Annotated in this window: 27 protein-coding genes; 20 read left to right on the top strand and 7 right to left on the bottom strand. The window is 32.0% G+C overall.

What is annotated here, in order from left to right:
• The first annotated feature begins 9 nt into the window (after window positions 1-9).
• The 7 genes from kpsM to B6S12_RS00960 all read left to right on the top strand — a co-directional run bounded on the left by kpsM (window position 10) and on the right by B6S12_RS00960 (window position 8,229).
• Window positions 10-774: a capsule polysaccharide transporter KpsM gene (kpsM, locus tag B6S12_RS00990; protein ID WP_111228958.1), complete on the top strand. Its 765-nt coding sequence runs from the start codon at window positions 10-12 to the stop codon at window positions 772-774.
• Window positions 771-1,430 (top strand): ABC transporter ATP-binding protein, encoded by a 660-nt coding sequence (locus B6S12_RS00985; RefSeq protein ID WP_111228957.1) that lies wholly within the window; start codon window positions 771-773, stop codon window positions 1,428-1,430. The genes kpsM and B6S12_RS00985 overlap by 4 nt, the downstream gene beginning before the upstream one ends.
• Window positions 1,431-2,606: a KpsE/RkpR family capsule polysaccharide export protein gene (locus B6S12_RS00980; RefSeq protein ID WP_111228956.1), complete on the top strand. Its 1,176-nt coding sequence runs from the start codon at window positions 1,431-1,433 to the stop codon at window positions 2,604-2,606. It abuts the gene before it with no gap.
• Window positions 2,606-4,408 carry a polysaccharide biosynthesis/export family protein gene (locus B6S12_RS00975; protein ID WP_425454649.1) on the top strand — a complete coding sequence of 601 codons (1,803 nt, stop codon included), beginning with the start codon at window positions 2,606-2,608 and terminating at the stop codon, window positions 4,406-4,408. Before B6S12_RS00980 ends, B6S12_RS00975 begins: the two co-directional genes overlap by 1 nt.
• Before the next feature lie 14 nt (window positions 4,409-4,422).
• Window positions 4,423-5,631: a capsule polysaccharide modification protein KpsS gene (kpsS, locus tag B6S12_RS00970; RefSeq protein ID WP_111228955.1), complete on the top strand. Its 1,209-nt coding sequence runs from the start codon at window positions 4,423-4,425 to the stop codon at window positions 5,629-5,631.
• 587 nt (window positions 5,632-6,218) lie between these two features.
• Window positions 6,219-6,569 carry a DUF485 domain-containing protein gene (locus tag B6S12_RS00965; RefSeq protein WP_111228954.1) on the top strand — a complete coding sequence of 117 codons (351 nt, stop codon included), beginning with the start codon at window positions 6,219-6,221 and terminating at the stop codon, window positions 6,567-6,569.
• A gap of 10 nt (window positions 6,570-6,579) precedes the next feature.
• The gene (locus B6S12_RS00960) at window positions 6,580-8,229 is read left to right on the top strand and encodes a cation acetate symporter (RefSeq protein WP_111228953.1); all 1,650 of its coding nucleotides are present in this window, start codon (window positions 6,580-6,582) and stop codon (window positions 8,227-8,229) included.
• Here the strand turns inward: B6S12_RS00960 and B6S12_RS00955 are convergent.
• Window positions 8,226-8,567: a cupin domain-containing protein gene (locus tag B6S12_RS00955; protein ID WP_111228952.1), complete on the bottom strand. Its 342-nt coding sequence runs from the start codon at window positions 8,565-8,567 to the stop codon at window positions 8,226-8,228. The two genes, B6S12_RS00960 and B6S12_RS00955, sit on opposite strands and share 4 nt — an antisense overlap.
• A 209-nt stretch (window positions 8,568-8,776) precedes the next feature.
• Here B6S12_RS00955 and B6S12_RS00950 point away from each other — a divergent pair, with 209 nt between their 5' ends.
• From B6S12_RS00950 to B6S12_RS00925, 6 genes are read left to right on the top strand one after another with little or no spacing between them, the layout of a single operon-like run.
• On the top strand, window positions 8,777-9,001 hold the full coding sequence (locus tag B6S12_RS00950) for a twin-arginine translocase TatA/TatE family subunit (protein WP_111228951.1): 225 nt from the start codon (window positions 8,777-8,779) through the stop codon (window positions 8,999-9,001).
• 3 nt (window positions 9,002-9,004) lie between these two features.
• Window positions 9,005-10,582, top strand: a complete 1,578-nt coding sequence (gene argS, locus B6S12_RS00945; RefSeq protein ID WP_111228950.1) for an arginine--tRNA ligase — start codon at window positions 9,005-9,007, stop codon at window positions 10,580-10,582.
• Window positions 10,583-10,597: 15 nt separating this feature from the next.
• Window positions 10,598-11,521, top strand: coding sequence for an ACP S-malonyltransferase (gene fabD, locus B6S12_RS00940; RefSeq protein ID WP_111228949.1), 924 nt, complete (start codon window positions 10,598-10,600; stop codon window positions 11,519-11,521).
• Window positions 11,521-12,207: a 5'-methylthioadenosine/adenosylhomocysteine nucleosidase gene (locus B6S12_RS00935; protein ID WP_111228948.1), complete on the top strand. Its 687-nt coding sequence runs from the start codon at window positions 11,521-11,523 to the stop codon at window positions 12,205-12,207. The genes fabD and B6S12_RS00935 overlap by 1 nt, the downstream gene beginning before the upstream one ends.
• A gap of 14 nt (window positions 12,208-12,221) precedes the next feature.
• Window positions 12,222-12,686 (top strand): SixA phosphatase family protein, encoded by a 465-nt coding sequence (locus B6S12_RS00930; protein WP_111228947.1) that lies wholly within the window; start codon window positions 12,222-12,224, stop codon window positions 12,684-12,686.
• 10 nt (window positions 12,687-12,696) lie between these two features.
• The gene (locus tag B6S12_RS00925) at window positions 12,697-13,206 is read left to right on the top strand and encodes a YhcH/YjgK/YiaL family protein (protein ID WP_111228946.1); all 510 of its coding nucleotides are present in this window, start codon (window positions 12,697-12,699) and stop codon (window positions 13,204-13,206) included.
• On the opposite strand, the gene msrA is transcribed toward B6S12_RS00925, so the two are convergent.
• Window positions 13,196-13,735 carry a peptide-methionine (S)-S-oxide reductase MsrA gene (gene msrA, locus B6S12_RS00920; protein WP_111228945.1) on the bottom strand — a complete coding sequence of 180 codons (540 nt, stop codon included), beginning with the start codon at window positions 13,733-13,735 and terminating at the stop codon, window positions 13,196-13,198. The genes B6S12_RS00925 and msrA overlap by 11 nt on opposite strands.
• Before the next feature lie 175 nt (window positions 13,736-13,910).
• Complete coding sequence (locus B6S12_RS00915) at window positions 13,911-14,345, bottom strand: globin domain-containing protein (RefSeq protein WP_111228944.1); 435 nt, start codon at window positions 14,343-14,345, stop codon at window positions 13,911-13,913.
• A gap of 90 nt (window positions 14,346-14,435) precedes the next feature.
• Here B6S12_RS00915 and B6S12_RS00910 point away from each other — a divergent pair, with 90 nt between their 5' ends.
• Window positions 14,436-15,029: a Crp/Fnr family transcriptional regulator gene (locus B6S12_RS00910; RefSeq protein WP_111228943.1), complete on the top strand. Its 594-nt coding sequence runs from the start codon at window positions 14,436-14,438 to the stop codon at window positions 15,027-15,029.
• Window positions 15,030-15,097: 68 nt separating this feature from the next.
• Window positions 15,098-16,108, top strand: a complete 1,011-nt coding sequence (locus tag B6S12_RS00905; protein ID WP_245892456.1) for an SLAC1 anion channel family protein — start codon at window positions 15,098-15,100, stop codon at window positions 16,106-16,108.
• Window positions 16,109-16,207: 99 nt separating this feature from the next.
• Here B6S12_RS00905 and B6S12_RS00900 read toward each other — a convergent pair whose 3' ends face one another.
• Both B6S12_RS00900 and B6S12_RS00895 read right to left on the bottom strand, forming a co-directional pair.
• The gene (locus B6S12_RS00900) at window positions 16,208-16,540 is read right to left on the bottom strand and encodes a hypothetical protein (RefSeq protein WP_111228942.1); all 333 of its coding nucleotides are present in this window, start codon (window positions 16,538-16,540) and stop codon (window positions 16,208-16,210) included.
• A gap of 49 nt (window positions 16,541-16,589) precedes the next feature.
• Window positions 16,590-17,189, bottom strand: a complete 600-nt coding sequence (locus tag B6S12_RS00895; protein WP_111228941.1) for a hypothetical protein — start codon at window positions 17,187-17,189, stop codon at window positions 16,590-16,592.
• 137 nt (window positions 17,190-17,326) lie between these two features.
• Between B6S12_RS00895 and B6S12_RS00890 the strand changes: the two genes are divergently transcribed.
• Window positions 17,327-17,704, top strand: coding sequence for a group III truncated hemoglobin (locus B6S12_RS00890; RefSeq protein ID WP_111229066.1), 378 nt, complete (start codon window positions 17,327-17,329; stop codon window positions 17,702-17,704).
• Here B6S12_RS00890 and B6S12_RS00885 read toward each other — a convergent pair.
• Together B6S12_RS00885 and B6S12_RS00880 are read right to left on the bottom strand one after the other, a co-directional pair.
• Window positions 17,701-18,312 carry a sugar transferase gene (locus B6S12_RS00885; protein ID WP_111228940.1) on the bottom strand — a complete coding sequence of 204 codons (612 nt, stop codon included), beginning with the start codon at window positions 18,310-18,312 and terminating at the stop codon, window positions 17,701-17,703. The genes B6S12_RS00890 and B6S12_RS00885 overlap by 4 nt on opposite strands.
• A complete protein-coding gene (locus tag B6S12_RS00880) occupies window positions 18,305-19,456 on the bottom strand; it encodes a glycosyltransferase family 4 protein (protein WP_111228939.1) in 1,152 nt (383 codons plus the stop codon). Before B6S12_RS00880 ends, B6S12_RS00885 begins: the two co-directional genes overlap by 8 nt.
• A gap of 132 nt (window positions 19,457-19,588) precedes the next feature.
• Between B6S12_RS00880 and B6S12_RS00875 the strand changes: the two genes are divergently transcribed.
• From B6S12_RS00875 to rsmD, 4 genes are read left to right on the top strand one after another with little or no spacing between them, the layout of a single operon-like run.
• Window positions 19,589-20,062, top strand: a complete 474-nt coding sequence (locus B6S12_RS00875) for a hypothetical protein (protein WP_111228938.1) — start codon at window positions 19,589-19,591, stop codon at window positions 20,060-20,062.
• A gap of 10 nt (window positions 20,063-20,072) precedes the next feature.
• A complete protein-coding gene (locus tag B6S12_RS00870; protein WP_111228937.1) occupies window positions 20,073-20,852 on the top strand; it encodes a histidinol-phosphatase in 780 nt (259 codons plus the stop codon).
• A 9-nt stretch (window positions 20,853-20,861) separates the two neighbouring features.
• Window positions 20,862-21,332, top strand: a complete 471-nt coding sequence (locus B6S12_RS00865; RefSeq protein WP_111228936.1) for a hypothetical protein — start codon at window positions 20,862-20,864, stop codon at window positions 21,330-21,332.
• 1 nt (window position 21,333) lies between these two features.
• A complete protein-coding gene (gene rsmD / locus B6S12_RS00860) occupies window positions 21,334-21,912 on the top strand; it encodes a 16S rRNA (guanine(966)-N(2))-methyltransferase RsmD (protein WP_111228935.1) in 579 nt (192 codons plus the stop codon).
• Window positions 21,913-21,928 lie beyond the last annotated feature (16 nt).

Raw genomic sequence — 21,928 nt, 5'->3', positions numbered from 1 at the left:
AGAGAGTTAATGACGCATATTATAAGTGCTTTGTTTTTACGTGAGCTAAAGACAAGATTTGGCAAAAATAAAAGATTAGGATACTTTTGGGTAATTGGTGAACCTATGACTCATATTATCTTTTTTCTCATAATTTTTACCGTGATTCGCGCTAGATCCCTTCCTCAAATGCCTATTGAAATGTTTTTAATCACTGGATTTGTTCCTTTTTTTATGTTTAGAAACATTGTTACACAAATTATGGCTGGCGTTAATGCAAACCGTGCTTTAATAGCCTATAAACCTGTAAGACCTATCTATATTTTCATTGCAAGAATGTTGCTTGAAGTTTGTATTTATTTTTTAGTCTTTGTGATTTTTATGGCTGTTTTTGGTTGGTTTTTAGATTTTGCAATTTTACCTGTTAATTTTCTAGAAGTCCTAATCTCTTTTATGGGCTTGGCTTTACTTGGCTTTGGACTTGGAGTATGCCTTGCTTTTTTAAGCACAGAAGTTGAATATTCAACCATCTTCATCAATTATGGAATGATGCTCTTATATTTTGGTTCTGCCGTTCTTATCCCTCTTTGGATTTTACCACAAAATATCGTAGAACTCCTACTTTATAATCCTATTCTGCAACTTCTTGAAATGCTAAGAGAAAACTATACAGAAGGTTATCCTCTTACACAAGGAATTGGTTTTTTATACCCTTTTTCCTTTGGTGTTATTTTATTATTTGTGGCACTTTGGATTTATTATTTTAGATACAAATACTTAGGAAAAATTAAATGATAAAACTGCAAAATGTTACCAAGTCTTATCTTTTAAGCAACCGCACAAGACATTATGTATTTAAAGATTTGAGTGTTGAATTTCCCGATGGCTGTAGCATTGGCTTAATGGGCAGAAATGGTGCTGGAAAATCCACGCTTATGAGAATTTTGGGCGGAATGGATATGCCCGATTATGGCAAAGTTATTACAGACAAAAAAATTTCTTTCCCTATAGGTCTTGGTGCTTTTTTTCAAGGCACAATGACAGCTAGAGATAACATAAAATTCTTAACCCGCGTATATGGCTACAAAGGAGAAGAACTTAAAGAAAAAATCAAATTCGTAGAGGAATTTGCAGAAATAGGAAAATTCTTTGATGAACCAATTTCTGTTCTTTCTTCTGGTATGAGATCTCGCGTATCTTTTGGAATGAGTATGGCATTTGATTTTGATTACTATCTCATTGATGAAGCAGGTGCTGTGGGAGATCCTTCATTTAAAAAGAAAAGTGTTGCTCTTTATGAACAAAAGCTAAGCACTTCAAAAGTAATTTTAGTTTCACATAGTGCAAGTGAGATTAAACGCTGGTGTGATAAAATTATTCTTTTAAACAATGGGGAGATTACAATTTATGATGATGTTGATGAGGGCATTAAAGCCTACCAAGGAAACTAAATGAACAAATTAAAAGCTCTATTTAAAAAAACAAAATTGCAAGCAGGCACATTGACAACCCACAAAGAAGACACACTTTTACAAGCAAAAGGTATTATACCTTTTGTTAAAAGTTTTAAGATTGTATTTGTTTTAATGATACCTGTTATTTGCTATTACCTCTTTTTTGCTGCTCCTAGATATGTAAGCACCATCACTATGAGTGTGCGATCCTCCTCTTCAGATATTGCCCCAATTAGCGGACTTGCCTCTCTTGTTGGTGTTAATACTGGTGCTAGAGAAGATGTTTTATTTTTACAAAGCTATATCCACTCACTTGATATGCTAAATATCTTACAAGATAGCATTGACATTAAAAGTCTTTACCAAAAACAAGGGCTAGATCCTTTTTACTCACTTAAAGAAGAAAGTTCTCAAGAGGATTTTTTAAAATTTTTCCAAAACCGCACCAAAATCATCTTTGATCAAACTTCAGGTTTATTATCTGTTGAAGTAGAAGGCTTCACACAAGAAGATGCCCAAAAAATCGCTAACACCATTTTAATGCAATCTGAAAAATTTGTAAATGAAATCTCTCACAAAGCCGCAAGAGAACAAATGGCATTTGCCGAACAAGAGCTATTAAGAGCGAAAGAAAGACTTTCAAAAGCACAAAACGATCTTTTAGTATTTCAAGGACGCTATGGCGTATTTGATCCCCTAAAACAAGCAGAAGCTAAAGCCTCACTTACCAATGAAATAGAAAGTAAAATCGCCCAAAAAGAAGCCGAACTAACAACTATGCAAAGCTATCTTAATGAAAATGCACCCCAAATTATTATGTTAAAATCTGAAATTAAAGCTTTAAACCAACAGCTAGACAAAGAATCTGCTAAAATCGTTTCTTCTAAAAATTCAAAACGCTTAAATAATTTAGCGGCAAAATTTCAAGATTTAAGCATTGAAGCAAAATTTGCTCAAGACGCCTATACAACAGCACTCACATCTGTAGAAACTACAAGAATTGAATCAAGCCGTAAAATCAAGCAACTTGTTATTATCCAAGGAGCAAACTTGCCACAAGATTCAACTTATCCAAGAATTTTATATAATATCCTAACAATTTTTGTTATCCTTTCACTTTTATATGGAATTATTAAACTTATCGCAATGATCATAGAGGAGCATAGATACTAATGAAGACATTATTTAAAAAATTATTGCATACAAATTTGGCTTTTTTGCTTGTATTTTCTAATCTAGCAAGTGCAGTGGATACTTCATCTATCTTTGGCGTGGAAAACCAAAACACAAACTATCCACAAGATTATAATGGCACCACCGCAAATGCAACTACAAATACGCAAACCAATGCCACAAATCTCATCAATATGCAAAATTCTCAAAATACACAACAAGCCCAAAACACAAATCTTCAAACTCCCTCTACAACTTCTTATGCAAATCTAATGCCTATTTTACCTCCTATCTTTGGAGCTCATCTTTTTAATGGAAACTTCACAAAAGCTTCCCAATCTCTCTATAATCCAGATTATAAAATTGCAGTTGGAGACAAAATAAACTTTAGAATGTGGGGTGCTGTAAATTTCACCCAAGAACTTATGGTAGATTCTCAAGGCAATGTTTTTATCCCAAATGTTGGTGCTATTAATGTTTTAGGTGTAAGAAATGGAGATTTAGTAAAAGTTTTGAAACGCTCCATTGCAAAAATCTACAAAAACAATGTGTTTATTTATGCAGATATGAATGTATATCAAAATGTTTCTGTATTTGTAACTGGAAATGTCAATAAACCTGGGCTTTATCAAGGTTTAAGCTCTGATTCTATCGTGCAATACATTGATAAAGCTGGAGGAATTAATTTAGATTATGGAAGCTTTAGAGATATTGAAGTTTTGCGTGATAATAAACCCATTTTGCAAGTTGATCTTTATAATTTCTTACTTAGCGGACAAATCAAGCTCTTCCCTTTTAGAAATGGTGATGTGATTTTGGTTAAAAATTTACAAAGTTATGCTTATGTAAGTGGAAATGTGCAAAAACCTTTCCGCTTTGAGCTTAAAAACGATATTAAAACCCTGCAAGATTTAGCACGCATTTCAGGTGCTAAACCTACTACCACACATGCTACTATCCGATCTTACAATGCAAATAGATCTATTGAAGTGGCTTCTTATGAAAGTGAAGAATTTGCAGGCGTTACTATAAAAGCAGGAGATGAAGTAGAATTTAGACCTGATTATAGTGCTAAAAAGATTGCTATTAGGATTGAAGGGGAGCACAATGGACTCCACTCGCTTGTCGTCAAAAAAGGCACGACACTTGCTGAAGTTGTTGCCAAAATTAGACCCAACGATCAATCCAATATGGATGCTATTCAAGTATATAGAAAAAGCGTTGCTCTAACACAAAAAAAGCTTATCCAAGCACAGCTAAAAGAACTTGAAACTCTAGCACTCACTTCTTCGTCTGTTACCCCACAAGAAGCTACTATGCGAAGTGCACATTCTAAAATGGTTCTAGAATTTATAGAGAGAGCCAAAAATATTGAACCCAAAGGCCAAATCGTTATTGAAAACAAACTCGCCTACCACAATACAGTCTTAGAAGAGGGAGATATTATCAATATCCCTGCTAAAAATAATCTTGTATTAGTGCAAGGAGAAGTGGCATTACCAGGGGCTTTTGTTTATGAAGAGGGCAAAAGTTTGCAATACTACATTAATCTTGCGGGTGATTTCACAGAAAGAGCTAACAAAAAGAGAATCTTACTTATCCGTGCTAATGGTAAAGCTGAACGCTATAATGGAAGCTGGTATGCTCTCTCTAATACACCTGGCTTAAAGCCTGGAGATTCTTTGCTAATTTTACCAGCAATTGAAACAGGAAGAGGATTACAAATTACAAGCGTATTGACACAAATTCTTTACCAAATTGCAATTGCAACAAAAGTTGTTCTTGATATTAACAACAATTAAGGTATTGCCAATTTATGACTTTCAAGGAAGCTTTAGATAGAATACAGCATAAGAATATCCTCCTTTTACAAGGTCCTGTAGGACCTTTTTTCTATTATTTTGGAAAAGCACTCAAAAAAAGAGGTTCTAAAGTTTTTAAACTTAATTTCAATGGGGGGGATTTTATTTTTTATCCTTTTGGCAATGCTTATACAAAGCCTATCCATAAATTTGCTACATTTTTAGAAGATAAAATCAAAAAACAAAACATTACTTGCCTTATTATGTTTAATGATTGTCGCCCTATCCATAAAATCGCACTAAAAGTTGCCAAAAAACTTGATATTGATATTTTTGTGTTTGAAGAAGGCTATATCCGCCCTAATTTCATCACATTAGAAAAGGGTGGAGTTAATGCCTTTTCTAATATTCCAAAAAATAGCGACTTTTATCTAAATTATCATATTAACAACAAAAGAACAGAAAAACCTATCCGCCATTCTTTTAGAAATATGGCTTTTTTTAGCTTTCTTTATTGGTTTTTCTCTTTTTGGTTAGGTTGGTTCTTCAATAACTCCTTACACCATAGAAGCCTAAGCTTTACAGAGATGTTTCCATGGTTTTTATCCGCTTTTAGAAAACAATTTTATAAAATCACCGAAAAGGAAGACAATGAACTCATTAAAGATTCAAGGCAAAATTACTTTGTAGCTGTTTTGCAGGTGCATAATGATACTCAAATTAAAAACCATTTTGATGGCAAACGCATAGAAAAATTCATCAAAAGAACTATTATTTCTTTTTCAAGATATTCCAAACCTCAACATTTCTTAGTGATTAAACATCATCCTATGGATAGGGGTTATAGAAACTACAAAAAATTCATCAAACGCCTCTCACGCCGTTATAATATTTCAAATAGGGTTATTTATGTGCATGATACTTATTTGCCCACACTTTTACACAATGCTTTAGGTTGTGTTGTGATTAATAGCACAACAGGACTTTCAGCACTCTTGCACAAATGCCCCACTAAAGTATGCGGAAAGGCATTTTATGATATTGAAGGACTTACTTTTCAAGGAAGTTTAGATAAGTTTTGGCGTTCTGCTAAAAAATATAAAATTAATCACACACTTTATAAAAACTTTAGAGACTATCTCATTGATAACAATCAAATCAACGGAAGCTTTTATGTGCGTATAGCCCCCCCCCCGCCTAGAAGACTTCTAAAAACAAATTAATCTATATCTCCTTAAAAAACCCTTTTTATATTACTGTCAATCAAATTAGTTTTTCTACTAATAAAAGAGTTAGCTCTATTAAGTAATTTAATTTTAAAACTTGTAAGATTTGTGATAACTTCATACTTAAATAGATTTAATATATAACAATTTGGCATATTTACTTTTTGCCCTCCTTATAAGCTTTAAAAAGTCATAGCTACATACTTCTAGCAATCTTTTAAAAAACACAATCAAGCAAAAACTACTTCAATACAACGATTAATTTTAGAATTTTATTACCAATAAAAGTGGATTTTAAATTTATAATCTTGCATAAACTTTCCAATCTTTTTAATTTAAAAAGAAATCATTATCTACTGCAAATATCTTAACAGCCTCACATTTTATTTATTTTAGACATTTCCAAAAATCTATTCTATATATTTATGTTACTATTTGTAATATAAAGGATAATTTGTTAATTTTAGTAACAAAATAAGCACTAATTATAAAGATTATTTTTACACATCAAGAAACTTTTATAGAAAATTTGTAACAATATCTTTAAAGATTTATCTTTTAATTTTAAAAACAAAGGTGGTATTATGGATAAAAAGTTACTTTATGAAAATTCTATTGAAAAATTTAAAAATTTTGTTACTTTTAGAAATAAAGTCTCACTCACTCTTTCTATGGTTGTATTATTTTGTTATTACATCTTTGTGCTTGGTATAGGACTATTTCCTGAAATTTTAGGTTATCGCTTAGGACCTAGTGCCATCACTCTTGGAATTATTTTTGGAATCTTTTTAATCTTTCTTTGCATTATTAGCACTGGACTTTATACATTTTTTGCTAACAAACATTTTGACAAAGTCCAAAAAGAAGTTTTAGAAGATTTAGAAAAAAGTGGTGCATTGCAAGATTTGCAAGATGGAAAAATAGATTATAAATAAGGAGCTTGCTATGAAAAAAATACTCTTTTTATTACTTTGTTCTTTGGGTGCTCTTTTTGCTGCTGGATTAGATTTAGGAGAAGTACAACAAAGCAAATTTAATCCTATTGCTGTAAGTATGTTTGTGATTTTTGTCCTTGCAACTTTAGGAATTACTTTTTATTCTAATAAAAAATCTCAGAGTGCAAGTGGTTTTTATACAGCTGGAGGAAATATCACTGGTATGCAAAATGGCACTGCCATTGCTGGAGATTTTATGAGTGCAGCAAGCTTTTTAGGTATTACTGCTCTTGTTTTTACCAATGGTTTTGATGGACTTATTTATTCCATTGGATTTTTAGCAGGTTGGCCTATTATTCTTTTTTTAATCGCAGAAAAATTTAGAAATTTAGGAAAATTTACCTTTGCAGATATTACTGCTTATAGATTAGAATCTAAACCCATAAGAATCATTTCTGCCATCTCTGCATTAAGCGTAATTGTTTTTTATCTCATTGCTCAAATGGTAGGTGCTGGACAGCTCATACAAGTTCTTTTTGGTTTGCCCTATACCTTTGCAGTTGTTATTGTTGGGATTTTAATGATTTGCTATGTAGTATTTGGCGGAATGCATGCTACAACTTGGGTTCAAATCATTAAAGCTATTTTATTGCTTGGAGCTGCTACATTTATGGCTATTATGATTTTATATCTTACAAAATTTGATTTAAGTTACTATTTTTCACAAGCAATTAATCATCACCCACAAGGTGAAAAAATTATGCTCCCTGGAGGATTCTTGCCTGATACCATTTCTGCCCTCTCTTTAGGAATTGCTTTAATGTTTGGGACAGCTGGACTTCCTCATATTCTTATGCGTTTCTTTACGGTTAAAGATGCCAAGGAAGCAAGAAAGTCTGTATTTTACGCTACTGGATTAATTGGATACTTTTATATTCTAACCTTTATTATTGGGTTTGGAGCGATTGCGCTTTTACTTGGAAATCCTAATTTTACTAATGCTGATGGAAGCTATAATGGTATCACAAATATGGTGGCTGTTACTTTAGCACAAGTTATAGGTGGAGATATTTTCTATGGATTTATCTGTGCAGTAGCTTTTGCCACCATTTTAGCCGTAGTTTCTGGACTTGCAATCTCTGGTGCTGGAGCCATTAGCCATGATCTTTTTGTAAATGTTTGCAAAAATGGACAATGTGATGCAAAATTAGAGATGAAAGTTACAAAAATTGCAACTATTGGAATTGGAATATTGGCAATTTTTTTAGGAATTATTTTTAAAGATCAAAATGTAGCCTTTATGGTAGGATTAGCATTTGCCATTGCTGCTAGTGTGAATTTTCCTATTCTTTTATTAAGCATTTATTGGAAAAATTTAACAACAAAAGGTGCTTTTATTGGTGGTATCATTGGCTTAATTGTGGTAATTAGCCTTGTTGTGTTAAGCCCTAGCATTTGGGAAAAAACTTTTGGTTTTGAAAAAGCAATTTTTCCTTATGATCATCCAGCAATTTTTTCAATGCCTCTTACTTTTATTCTCATCTATATCATTTCAAAACTTGATGGAAGCAAAAGAGCCAAGCTTGATAAAGAAGGATTTTTAGCACAGGATTTTAGGGCACAAAGTGGTGTTGGGATTAGTGAAGCAATAGCTCACTAACCTTGAGATATGATAGAATAAATTCTACTTAGAGTATCATTTTGTGAAAGACTAACCCTTACAATAGAATCTTCTATCGCACCTACTGAATGTGTGCGATAGGCTTCTAAACACACCATATCTAATGGTTTTAAAATCTCTTTTTTCTCATCAATAGCAAACCAAATTTCCCCACTTAATACTTGAATACTAAATTCATAAGGCGCTTGATGTTCTTTTAAAACAGCTTCTTTAGGAATTGTAATTTGAAGCTCCCTAGTAGAATTATTTTGCAACATAGGGCGGATACACACTTCTTTATGCGTAAAATCCGCCTCACTCCAATGAAAAATTTCCATAAAATTTACCTCCCATAAATTTTAATTAATGATAACTAAGTCAAACTTAAATAAATCATAATTTATTTTAAAAAGACATTTTTTATTGTAAATTTACTTATTTTGCACATAATTTTGCATATTATTTATAAAGCAAAGCAAGGTCTATGAAAATTATCAGCGATTTATGTTATAATAAACAACTTTTATTATTTTTTTAAGGATTTAAGATGCCAAGTGTGCAACAATTATTAATCGTTTTACTCATTATTGTAGTTCTTTTTGGAGCTAAAAAAATACCTGATTTAGCCAAAGGCTTGGGCTCTGGAATTAAAAACTTCAAAAAAGCCATCAAAGAAGATGAAGAAGAAGCAAGTGCAAGCAACACTAAAATTGAACAAGACAAAAAAGAAACAACCGCACAAGATACTACAAATACAACCACAAAAGTTTAATCAATGTATCAAGCTATCAAGGATTTACTAAACAAAACCTTAGGTTTTGAATGTATTTTAGAACGCCCAAAAGATAAAAAATTTGGGCATTTTGCATTACCAACTTTCACTTTTGCAAAAGCACTCAAAAAATCTCCCCAAGAGATTGCAAAAGATTTTGCAATTCAACTAGAAAGTCTTACAGAAATTACGAATATTAATGTTGTGGGTGGGTATGTCAATTTTTTCATTCAAGATGAATTTTTAGAAAAATGTTCTAAAGATTTTTTGGAAGCAAAAACAAAAAGTTCCTCCCATAAAGGCAAAATCTTATTAGAGTATGTCAGTGCTAATCCAACTGGTCCTTTACATATTGGACATGCTAGAGGTGCAATTTTAGGTGATAGTATCGCAAGGATTGGAAAATATCTAGGTTATGAAATCTCCACAGAATATTATATTAACGATGCGGGAGTGCAAATTTCCAATCTAGGCAAATCTATTTATTATGCAGGACGCCATCTGTATTTTAATGAAGATAAAAACTTACCTCAAGATTGTTATCAAGGAGAATATATTTTTGATCTTGCTAAAGTGGCTTATGAAGAACTAGGAAAAGATTGCTTTGCTTCCAATGAAAATATAGAAAAATTAAGCATTTTTGGCAAAAATAAAATGCTTCTAGAAATCCAAAACAATCTTGCACAAGTAGGAATTACTTTTGATTCTTATGTAAGCGAAAAAGAGCTTTATTCTTCTTGGGAATCTACCTATGAAGCATTAAAAAAGGGTGGTGGAACTTATGAAAATGAAGGTAAATTATGGATAAAATCCAGTGAATTTGGCGATGAAAAAGATAGGGTAATTGTAAGAGAAAATGGAGAACCCACTTATTTAGCAGGAGATATTATCTATCACAACCACAAATTTCAGCGAAATTTTGACTATTATATTAATATTTGGGGTGCAGATCACCATGGATATATCGCTAGAGTAAAAGCGGCTTTAGAATTTTTAGGCTTTGATAGCAAAAAACTAGAGATTTTACTCTCACAAATGGTAGCTTTGCTTAAAGGTGGTGAAGCTTACAAAATGAGCAAAAGAGCGGGGAATTTTATTCTTATGAAAGATGTAGTGGATGATGTGGGTGCAGATGCCTTGCGTCTTATTTTTCTAAGCAAAAAAGCAGACACACATTTAGAATTTGATGTTGAAGATTTAAAGAAACAAGATTCTAGCAATCCTGTATATTACATCAATTACGCCCACGCTAGAATCCACACTCTCTTATCCAAAACCTCTTTTAGCAAAGAAGAGATTTTAAGCACTCCATTAAAAGAGATGAAAGAAAATTTAAGAGATTTACTTGTTCTAGCTTTAGGATTAGAAAAGGTATTAGAAGATTCCTTTGCTTCTCGCTCCCCTCAAAAAGTTGTAGAGTTTTTACGCAATCTTGCAGGAGAATTCCACCATTTCTATAATGAAGAAAAAATCTTAAATTCACGCAATGAAAAACAAATTTTAAAAGCACTTTTAGTAGTTGCACATTCTATCCATTTAGGGCTAGAACTTCTAGGTGTAAGTGCCAAAAAAAGTATGTAAAAAAGAAGGAGATTTATGAGTTTTGCAGTAATTTTCCCCGGTCAAGGTAGCCAAAGTATTGGTATGGGAAAAGATTTATATGATAATAGTAAAGAAGTTAAAGAATTATTTGAAAAAACTAGCGATCTTTTAAAAGAAGATATGACAAAGCTTTGTTTTAGTGAAAATCCCAAATTAAACTTAACACAATACACGCAACCTGCGATTTTGCTTGTAAGCTATGCGGTATATTCTTTAATCATTCCTAAAATTATAGGGAAGGTAAAATTTTCATTAGGACATTCTTTAGGAGAATTTAGCGCTTTATGTGCTGCAAATGCAATCTCCTTTGATGAGGCCATCTTACTTGTTAATAAAAGAGGTATCCTAATGGAAGAAACCTGTAAAAATCAAGAAGCTGGAATGATGGTGGTGTTAGGCTTAGAAGATTCTGTGCTAGAAGAATTTTGTGATAAAAAACGCAGTATGGGCTTAAAAGTATGGTGCGCTAACTATAATGGTGATGGGCAAATGGTTTTAGGAGGCAGCAAAGAAGACTTAGAAATCTTAGAAGTAGAGCTTAAAGGACTGGGTGCTAAGAGAGCTTTAATGTTGCCTATGTCTGTGGCAAGCCATTGTCCAATTTTGGAAAATATGTGCGAAGATTTTCACATTCTACTTTCTCAAATGCTAAAGGATGAATTTATCTTCCCTGTAATTTCTAATGTGAGTGCAAAACCCTATGAAAGAAAAAGCGAAGCTTTAGAGCTTCTCTCTAAACAACTTACAAATCCTGTGCTTTATAAACAATCTATCCGTGCAAATGATGGAGAAATTTCGCATTTTATTGAATGTGGTGGCAATGTGTTAAAAGGACTAAACAAACGCCTTAGCCAAAAAGAAACCCTTTCTTTGCAGACTTATGAGGAAATACAAGAATTTTTACAAAAGGATTTTTAATGACAATTGGTATTATGGGAGCTATGCAAGAGGAAATTGCACCTCTTTTAGAGCATTATAAAAGCTATACAACAATCCCTTTTGGAGGCAATACTTTTTATAAAGTGGAGCTAGAAAATAAAACCCTTATTATTGCTTGTAGTCGCATTGGAAAAGTTTTCTCAAGCCTTACGGCTTCTTGTATGGCTTTACATTTTGGATGTGAAAAAATCATCTTTAATGGCGTAGCAGGCGGGGTAAATCCAAATTATAAAGTAGGCTCTTTAGTGCTTGGAACACAATTATGCCAACATGATGTAGATATTACCGCTTTTGGACATCCTTATGGATTTATTTCTGGAAGCAGTGTTTTTATCCCTACAGATATTTCTTTAAATAATATTGCCAAAATCGTTGCAAAAGAGCAAGAAATTCCCTTATATGAAGGTGTGATTGCAACTGGAGATCAATTCATTAACAATAAAGAAAGAAAAGATTGGATCAAAAAAGAATTTAATGCAGATGCTATTGAAATGGAGGGTGCAAGTGTTGCTGTAGTTTGTGCTAATTTAAATGTGCCTTTATGTATTATCCGTGCAATCTCTGATAATGCAGGAGATGAAGCACTCATTAGCTATGAAGAGTTTTTAGAACACTCTGCAAAACAAAGTGCTAATCTTGTCATCAATATCATTAAAAAAATTTAAAAAAGGAGGGGGTTATGAAACTTATTTTAGTAAGACATGCACAAGCAGAAGATAGAGAAAAATATTTAGAGGATGACTTAAAGCGTCCTCTAACAAAAAAAGGTGAAAAACAAGCCAAAAAAATAGCCAAATACATTCGCAAAAAATATCCAAAAGTAGATGCTATCATATCTTCTTTGGCATTAAGGGCATGTGATACTGCAAAATACATTGCTAAATTACAAGAAGAAAGCACTTTCTTTTTAAGCCCACATCTCAATCCTGAAGTTGGGCTAGAGGGTTATTTAAAACATAAAGATGAGATTGAAGAAGATTGGCAAACTCTAGTAGTAGTAGGACATGAACCCTCTATTAGTGATTTTGTAAGCTATATTTGTGCAAATAGCAATTTAAGATTGAAAGTTGGCAAAGGCTGCATTGTAGAACTTAAAAGAGAAAACGAAGATCAGTGGCTACTTACAGGCTTAAGAAATTTTTAGGAATTTTTGAATGTTTTTAGGATACTTAGAAGAAATTGGGAAAAAATTTCAAAAAAGTGAAGCTTTAAAGGCGGTATTTTATTATCTTTATGAGCTGTTAGATGAAGAGAGTGAGCGTTTTATGAAACTCTCCAAACTAGAAGCTAACCAAAACTACGAAGAAGAAATAGGTTTTGGTATTAAAGCTATTCCACAATGCTATTTTACCAAGGAACCACAAAAAGCCTTCTATGAAAGCCATCAAGAAATGGTAGATTTTCAAATGGTTTGCGAAGGTAGGGAAGCTTTTTTTGTAGCTCCTAAGGAACTTTGCAAAATCAAAACTCCTTATAATCCCCAAAAAGATTTACAAGAATATTATCCTACACCTTATTGTTCCACTCTCTTGCTTTTTAGAGGAAATTTAGCAGTTTTTGAAGAAAGCGATGTCCATGCAGGCGGTATCCAAATCAAGGAAAGTGAGCTTGTAAAAAAAGTAGTTTTAAAAGTGCCTAGGGAGCTTGTAAAACTTAATTTTTAACCCCCCCCCCCCGCACTCTAAATTCTGGGCTTATCTCTTCATCATGATAAGCTTTGGTTAAATCAATGTGGCAATAGCCTAAAGGATTTTTAGCAAGATATTTTTGATGGTATTCCTCTGCTTCAAAGAAATTTTCAAGCTCTTTTATTTCAGTAACAATAGGTCTGCTATAATTTTGCTGTAAAGCTTTTACATACTCTTGTATAAAAGGTAATTCTTGTGAATTTTTTACATAAATTCCACTTCTATATTGCGTGCCATAATCATTTCCTTGAAAATTCAATGCACATGGATCAATAATTTTAAAAAAATGTTTTAAAATCTTTTCTAATGGTAACACCCCTGCATCATAAATAAGCTCTAGTGCCTCTACAGCTCCACTTTCCCCTGAACAAACCATCTCATAATTAGGTGCATAAACTTTAGAATTTGCATAGCCAACTCTGGTTCTTAAACTGCCTGCCAACAAATCAAAATAGCCTTGGATACCCCAAAAACAGCCACCAGCTAAATAAATCATTTGTTGCATGCTTATCCTTTTTATAAAACTAACCTTATTATACAAATAATTACTTTTTAATATGCTAAGCTCTCTCTTTTAGATATTTGCTTTAATAAAAAGATAAGTTTATGTAAAATCTATAGGAATTTTTTGTATATTTTTGGAGAAATTTTTCCAAAAAGACTTTAAATCTTTTTGGAAGCTATTGTGCTTGATACATCTTTTCCTCAATAGCAATATAAAAATCTGCAATCGCTCCATAAGCTTTCCCCCACGCTTCTATAACTTCTGGGCTAGCAGCCTCTCCTAAAACTTCTTGAATGGCTACCAAAAGACATTCTCCTACAAGTGGATAATGCTCTTTTTTTACATTAAGTTCTACATGTGTTTTGCCTATTTTTTCTACAGACTTCCTAATATTTTCCAAATTTTCAATATTCATTGCTGCATTTAATACAGCTAATGCCAATGCTTTAGGTTGTTTGCCATTTTTTTGTTTTTCCATATCAAACATATCTTGCACTTGTGGATAACGCCCAAATAACTCTCTATAAAAGACTTTTGTAATGTCTTCTCCATAAGTTTTTAAAGCTGGAACTGTGCTTTTTATAATCTCTATTGTTTGATTATCTAACATAAATTTTCCTTATTCAAAATAAATTTTTATGGCGAGAATTTTATAAAAATGCTAAAATAAAAAAATTGATTTATGTTAAAAAGATAAAAAATGCAAACAAATTATTTAGAAATTTTATGCCAAAAAGGTTGCAAAAAGCATTATTCCAAAGGGAAAATTGTATTTTTTGAAGGCGAACTTCCTAAAAAGCTCTTTATCCTCATAAGTGGCGATTTAAGAATTTACAAAAACACACAAAAAGAAATTACACTCCACAAATTCTCTCCCCCTTCTCTCATAGCAGAAATGCCAACTTTTCTTTCTCTTCCCTACCCTGCTAGCTGTGAATGTGTGAGCGAATGTGAGATTGTAGAGCTTGGATTAAAAGAATTTAAAACTCTTTTAAAAAACGATCATAATTTTAACCTCCTTTTGATTGCTTCCCTTTTTAATAAAATTAAAATTCTAGAAGAAATCATTATAAAAAATTCTCAAAAACTTGAAAATCGCTTGGCAAGTTTTATTATAAACAAAGAAAATTCTTTAGAAACTCTTACACAAAAATCCATAGCAATTTCTCTCAATACTTCACAAGAAGCACTTTCCCGCATTCTAAAAAATTTCAAAAGTAAAGGCTATATTAGCACCCAAAAAGGCAAAATCAAGATTCTAAACAAAGAAGCTTTACTTGCTCTATTAGAGTGATTTTATCACGCTAAGTTATTTTAAAGTGCATTATACTTCCTTTTAAAATCTCTTTTAAAGGAAAATTTATGAATGAGATAGCAAAAAAACCTTGGCTTTCTTTATTTCCTATTATGTTTTTTGCCTCTGTAATGGGGATTGGTGGGCTATCCCTCCTTACTCACAAAGCCATAAAAGTTTTTCAACTCTCTAATTTAGATACATTAGCTAACCTTTTGACATTTTTTAGCATTGCATTGTTACTTTTTGTTTTAGTGCTTTATATTGCTAAAATCTCTCTTTATCCCAAAGCTTTTTTAAAAGAAATCTCCCACCCTGTTAGAATTAACTTTTTTGCGGCAGTTTCAGTATCTATTCTTATTATTCAAATGCTTGGTTTAAAAATGTTTGCTTCTAGTATCTCTCTTAGTCTTTTTTATATAGGTGCAATTTTACAAATTCTTTTTAGTCTTTATGTGGTGCAATATTGGTTTATTAATGCAATGGATCAAAAAATGGCAAGCCCAGCATGGTTTATTCCTATTGTTGGAAATCTCATTGTGCCTCTAGCAGGAGCAAATTTAAATACCATTAGCCCTTTGATACCCTTAGAATTTTTAATGTTTTATTTAGGAATGGGAAGCTTTTTTTGGATTATTTTAAATGCTGCACTTCTTTTTCGCCTTATCTTTGGAGAAAATTTACCCCAAAAATTCACACCCACTCTTTTTATTTTCATCGCTCCACCTAGTATTTTTGGCTTAGATATTTTAATGCTTTTTAAACCCTATTTAGAAGAGCAAAGCCTCTATCTTATTGCTTCATTTAGCTTTAGTATTGGGATTTTCTTTTTTCTTTTAATGCTTGTTATGCTAAGAATTTTTACAAAGTTAAAATTTGCGCTTTCTTGGTGGGCTTTTACCTTCCCTCTTGCTGCTTTTAGCCTTTGTGCCTTGGAGCTTTATAGCATTCAACATAGTTTATTCTATTCTCTTTTTGGAATTTTTGGGATTATTCTTACTACTTTTGCTGTATTAATTGTAGGAATACGCACAATCATAGCCATCAAGAATAAAGAGATTTGCGTAATTGAAGAATAACCTCAAAAGGGGATAGAAGAGGATATTGCAATAAAAAATATTTTATCTTAAATCTAAAAATAGAGCTTAAAAAATTAAGGCAGAATTTCTGCCTTAATTTTACCAGCCACTAACCATGCATTCTTGTTGAACATAAATCTTAAAAGCTTGCGTTACAGAAGATTCTTGCCATGAACTTGACACTTTAATTATTGAATTGTTAGGGCATTGAGCTCTAAGAATTAATCCGTTTTTTACCTCAAATTTATAAGTTTGATTTGAGAGTTTAAAACTATGAACACCATCTTTTAACTTTTCTTGATTAGCAGTTTTTGCTTCTCTTTTCTTGCTTGGGGCATTATCAATAATAAATTCATCCCAACTTTCTGCACTTAATATTGAAACACATAACACAGAAGCAACACAAATTACCTTTTTAATTTTATTTTTCATCAGTCTTCCCTTTTAATTTTAATTTTTTATTTTTCCCTTTACCCTCCTTTTATTTATTTAAATTCTCTCTACCATACACCCAAAGCATATGATCTACATCTCTATTGTTTTGCGTTAAAGTATAAAATTTCCTAAACGCCGCAATGGCTTCTAGCAAATTCTCATACTTTTTCAAAAACTTTTTTGAAAGTATTTTGGAATGGTAAATTCTTTTTTTCGTTTCATCATCACAGTTAAAATATTTCAAACTTTCCCCGACAAATTGATCATAGATTACAAAAGCATCATTGTTATGATGAAAGCAGTATTTACTTGCAAAAGAGTATATATAAGTTTTTTTACCTTCATCATCTGTGAAATTTGCCACATCTTCAACCACACTTGTATCACCTTTTTCTAGTCTTGTGTCAATGTTTAATTTCACGATGTGCTTTGCGACTTGACTTAGCACTTTTCCTTTTAAATTCGTGCTATAAAAACTGTTTAAAACACAAACTTTTAAAAGCACTTTTTCAAAATCATCATTTTTTGGATGCGTTTTAAAAAGATTTACCACAACATTTTCTTGCTCCCTATAATGCTCATACTCCTTTGAATTCTCGTATTTTTTAAGAGAGTCTAAAAGCAACTTTTTTTTGTTTTCTGTCATTTTTCTCCTTTTTTTGTTAAATAAGGAAGTATTCTACCCTCCCCCCATTAGAGAATGCTTAAATGAAAAATTTTTACCAAAAGTTAATTTTTTGCTCCCAAATTTTAGATAGGATTACAAAAAACAAAAGGATAAAAATGCATACCACAATTACTAAAGAATCGTTAAAAGAACTTATGGATATTTTCTATGCAAAAATTAGATTTGATAAAAGCGGACTTGGAGATATTTTTAACCAAAAAATAGGCACAAGCGATGTAGAATGGGAAGCCCATAAGGATAAAATAGGCAACTTTTGGCAAGGAATGTTACTTGGAGAGGGGGATTATAACGGACAACCTCTAAAAGCACATCTTGACTTACCCCCTTTTCCTAGAGAGTTTTTTGCAACTTGGCTTCAACTTTTTGAAGAAAGTTTGCTATCAATCTATACAAAAGAAATTGCCTCACAAATCTTACAAAGAGCACAAATTATAGCTAACCGCTTCCAATATATGCTTTATGAGGCACATTAAGTTTCTTTTGTGCCTTGAAATTTCTCCATAGTTACACTTGTTTTAGAATTAATATCCTTTCTATTGATTACTTTTTCAACTGTCAAACAAAGTATTTTAAAATCTAGCATAAAACTAAGATGATCTACATAATACACATCTAATTTAAACTTCTCTTCCCAAGAGATTGTATTTCTACCATTTACCTGTGCCCACCCAGTAATCCCCGGACGCACCTCATGGCGTCTATTTTGCTCCTTTGTATAAAGTGGCAAATACTCTACTAAAAGCGGTCTAGGTCCTACAAAGCTCATTTCTCCTTTTAAAACATTAAAAAGCTGTGGTAGTTCATCAAGGCTAGTTTTCCGCACCATTTTACCAAACCCCTTCAAACGCACCTCATCTGGCATTAACTCCCCTTTTTCATCTCGCTCATCACTCATCGTGCGGAATTTATAAATCTTGAAAATTTTTCCATTCAGTCCAGGACGCTCTTGTGTAAAGACTATGGGAGAACCAAGTTTAACCCTAATCATCAAAGCAACTATTAAAATAATGGGAGAAAACATAAGAATTAAAAAAAGTGCAAAAGCCCTATCCATAAGTGGTTTAAAAAAGTTTTTATACATTATTCATCACCTCTTGATACATTTTTAAATATTCTCTTACAACAAAATCTACGCTAAATTCCTCACACACTCTCTCTCTACTTCTTTTTGCAAAACGCTCTCTTAAAGCCTCATTATTTAAAAGCTCTAAAATTCTTTGTGCCAAGATTTTATTATCCTTTATAGGCACTAAAAAGCCATTTTCTCCCTCGCTTACTACTTCTTTACAACCTATAGCATTTGTTGTAACAATCGCCTTTTGCATACTACAAGCCTCTAAAAGTGTGCGTGGTATTCCCTCACGATAACTAGGCAATACAAATACATCACAAATCCCCATAAGCTCTCTAATGTCCCCTCTCTCTCCTAACCATTTTACTTGTTTGTTTTCTTTTAAAAAATCTTCACTAATAGGAGCAATGTTACCCTTATCAATCCCTCCCACAAATAAAAAAACCACCTTTTCTTTTAAAATTTCACAAACCTCTAAAGCCGCCTTATAATACTCCTCCACTCCCTTATGAATGATAGCTCTAGCCACCATAAGAACGACGAATTGTTCCTCTTTTATACCCATTTTTTTTCTAAACTCTTCTTTTTCTTGATGATTTAAGGGATTAAAAATTTGCGTATTAATACCTGAACCTCTTATCAAAACCGCTTTATTTTTAGGCAACAATCCTTTATTTACATAAAGATTTAAATCATCTTCATTTTGAAAAAGTATTTTTTTAGCCTTACAAAAGGCAATTTTATTCAAAAACTCTAAAAATGCCGCAAAAAGCTTTGTTTTAAAGCCCTCTTTAATATAAAAACTTCCAAGTCCTGTAACACTATTAATCACATTTTCTACTTTTGCAATTTTAGAAGCAATAGAGCCATAAATATTTGGTTTTAACATAAAGGTATGTAAAATATCTGGCTTTTCTTTTTTTAAAATTTTTGCAATATTTAAAAGCGTTTTAAGCTCTCTAAAAGGATTTAAACTCCCTCTATTAATTTCATATTCTAAAGGAGTGATTTTATGCTCTAAAAAACGCTCAAAAAATTCTCCTCTTGGCACCATAGCCACTACTTCATGCCCCTCTTGCACTAAAGCTTCCATAACCGGAAGTCTAAAACGATAAAGATTCATATCTGTATGGGACAAAAATATAATTTTCAAATGCTCTTCCTATAATGTTTATTTATTTAGCACATTATACTTAAAAAGAATAAAAAATTCTGTTAAGCTCTTAAATAGAAGCAAAATTTTAATGTGTTATAATTTTGCTAAAATTTCAAGACTAGGCTAAATATGGAAGAAGAATTTGAAAGCGAAGAAGAATTTTTAACCAAAATAGATAATGAAGACATTACCCAAAAAGTCTGCAAAAGCATTGATCCGCATAATGGAAGCATTCAAGAATTAAAATATGGCAAAAGCAATGTGCTATTATCCACAAACTCTAAAATGATTACAGATAAAAATGGGCTTATTCATTCAGGAAACCTCTTTTCTAGTGCAGCTTATTCTGCACTTTTGGCTGTTAATCACCCCCATGCAATTATTATTGGTGCAGAAGTAAAATTCTTAGCCCCCATTGAGTTAGGCAATGAAGTAGAGTTTAGAGCTCAAACTTTACAAGAAGACACCAAAAAGCGTGAAGTCAAAGTGGAAGGTTTTGTTTTGGATATTAAAATTTTTGATGCGATTTTTTATGTAGCAGTGTTTGATAAGCCTGTTTTAAATCTACATATCGTTAAAGAAATGGAAAAACAAATGAACTAATGGAGAGAGAATGAGAGTAGATTTACACAACCACACTTCACTTTGTAACCACGCAGAAGGGACAATGGAAGAATATGTGCTAAAAGCCATTGAAAAAAATATAGATGTTTTTGGTTTCTCCTGCCACAATCCTATGGAATTTGATAAAGAATACCGTATGCAAAAAAACCAAATTGATGGATATTTGCAAGAAATAAAAAGACTGCAAGAAAAATATAAAGACAAAATCACTCTTAAAGCTGCATTAGAAATTGACTATCTTCCAAAATACCTTGATAAAAGTCTTTTTGATTTGGATTTAGACTATACAATCGGTGCTGTGCATTTTTTAGATAATTGGGGATTTGATAATCCAGAATTTATCAAAGAATATGCAAAACGCGATATTAATGTATGTTGGGAACAGTATTTTGAAGCCACAATCGCACTTGCTAAAAGCGGACTTTTTGATATTGTGGCTCATATGGATTTATTAAAAGTTTTCAACCATCGTCCCACAAAAGACTTAAGAAGCTTATGCGAAAAAACTCTCAAAGAAATCAAAAAAGCAAATATGGTAGTAGAAATCAATGCTTCAGGATTTAGAAAAGAAGTAAAAGAACAATACCCTAGCCTTGAAATCTTGCAAATGTGCTATGAACTTGATATACCCATAACTTTTAGTAGCGATGCACATTCTATAAGCCATATCGGCTTTAAAAGACAAGAATTAGAAGAATTAGCTAAAAGCATCGGTTTTAGTAAATGCGCTACCTTTACAAAACGCGATAGAGAACTTGTTAGCTTCTAAGGAGAAAATATGAAAATTGCACTAATTAGCGACTCACAACTTTTAAATAGAAGTTTAGAAATCTACCTTAAAGACTATCTTACAAGCTATAAACTCTGTGATTTTATCGTAACAACTAAACCAATGGAAGCTAATAAGCCTATTTTTCTTATAGGAGATTATGAAGAAGCACATTTAAAGAAGCCTTTTACTAAAGAATTGCTTTTGCAAAAACTACAAGCCTTTTATTTAGCTAATCTTGAAGGGCAAACCCTAAATTCTACACAAACCATACAAACACAAGAAGAAAATAAAGAGCAAAATAAAATTAGAGAAACCAACTTAAATAGTGCAACCCTAGATTTACCCAATTTCCCTCCGCAAACCACACAAAGCTCTGCAAAACCCTTGCTTAATCAAGATTTAGAACAAGAAATTGATAGACTTTTTGCTCGTTTCTCTTGTGAGCTTAAAGAAATTCTTTTAAAATATGGATATTAAAATGGATAAAAAGCCTAGTTTAAAAATTATTTCTGGTAAATTTAAAGGAAGAAGCCTTAAAATGGCTCCCATTAACATAACAAGATCTAGCAAATCCATTTTAAAAGAATCTCTTTTTAACACTCTAGCTAGCGAAATAGTAGATATAAATTTTGTAGAATTTTTTGCAGGAAGTGGAAGCATTGGTATAGAAGCACTTAGCAGGGGTGCAAAATATTGCATATTTTTTGAAAAACATAAAGAATCTTGCAAGATTTTAGAAGAAAATTTAGAAAGCTTATGCCAAAAAAATGAATATAAAATCGTTTTTGGGGATACTTTTTCTTTTTATTCAAATGCACTCAAAGAACTTCAAGGAGATACAATAGGATATTTTGATCCCCCCTTTGATATTCGCCAAAATATGCAAGATATTTATGAAAAATGCTTTGATGTCATTAAAAATCTTGATACTAAAATCTTTAAAATCATCATACTAGAGCATATCTCTAGTTTAAATTTACCCAAAGAAATAGGTTCTTTTACACATTTTAAAACCAAAAAATTTGGCAAAAGCTCTCTTAGCTACTTCCTTGCCTAATTTTTAGATTGTCTAT

Source organism: Helicobacter valdiviensis, from assembly GCF_003245365.1.
GTDB classification, from domain to species: domain Bacteria; phylum Campylobacterota; class Campylobacteria; order Campylobacterales; family Helicobacteraceae; genus Helicobacter_D; species Helicobacter_D valdiviensis.
Note: the sequence above shows the minus strand (reverse complement) of the source record. Positions and strands in the feature narration are given on the sequence as shown.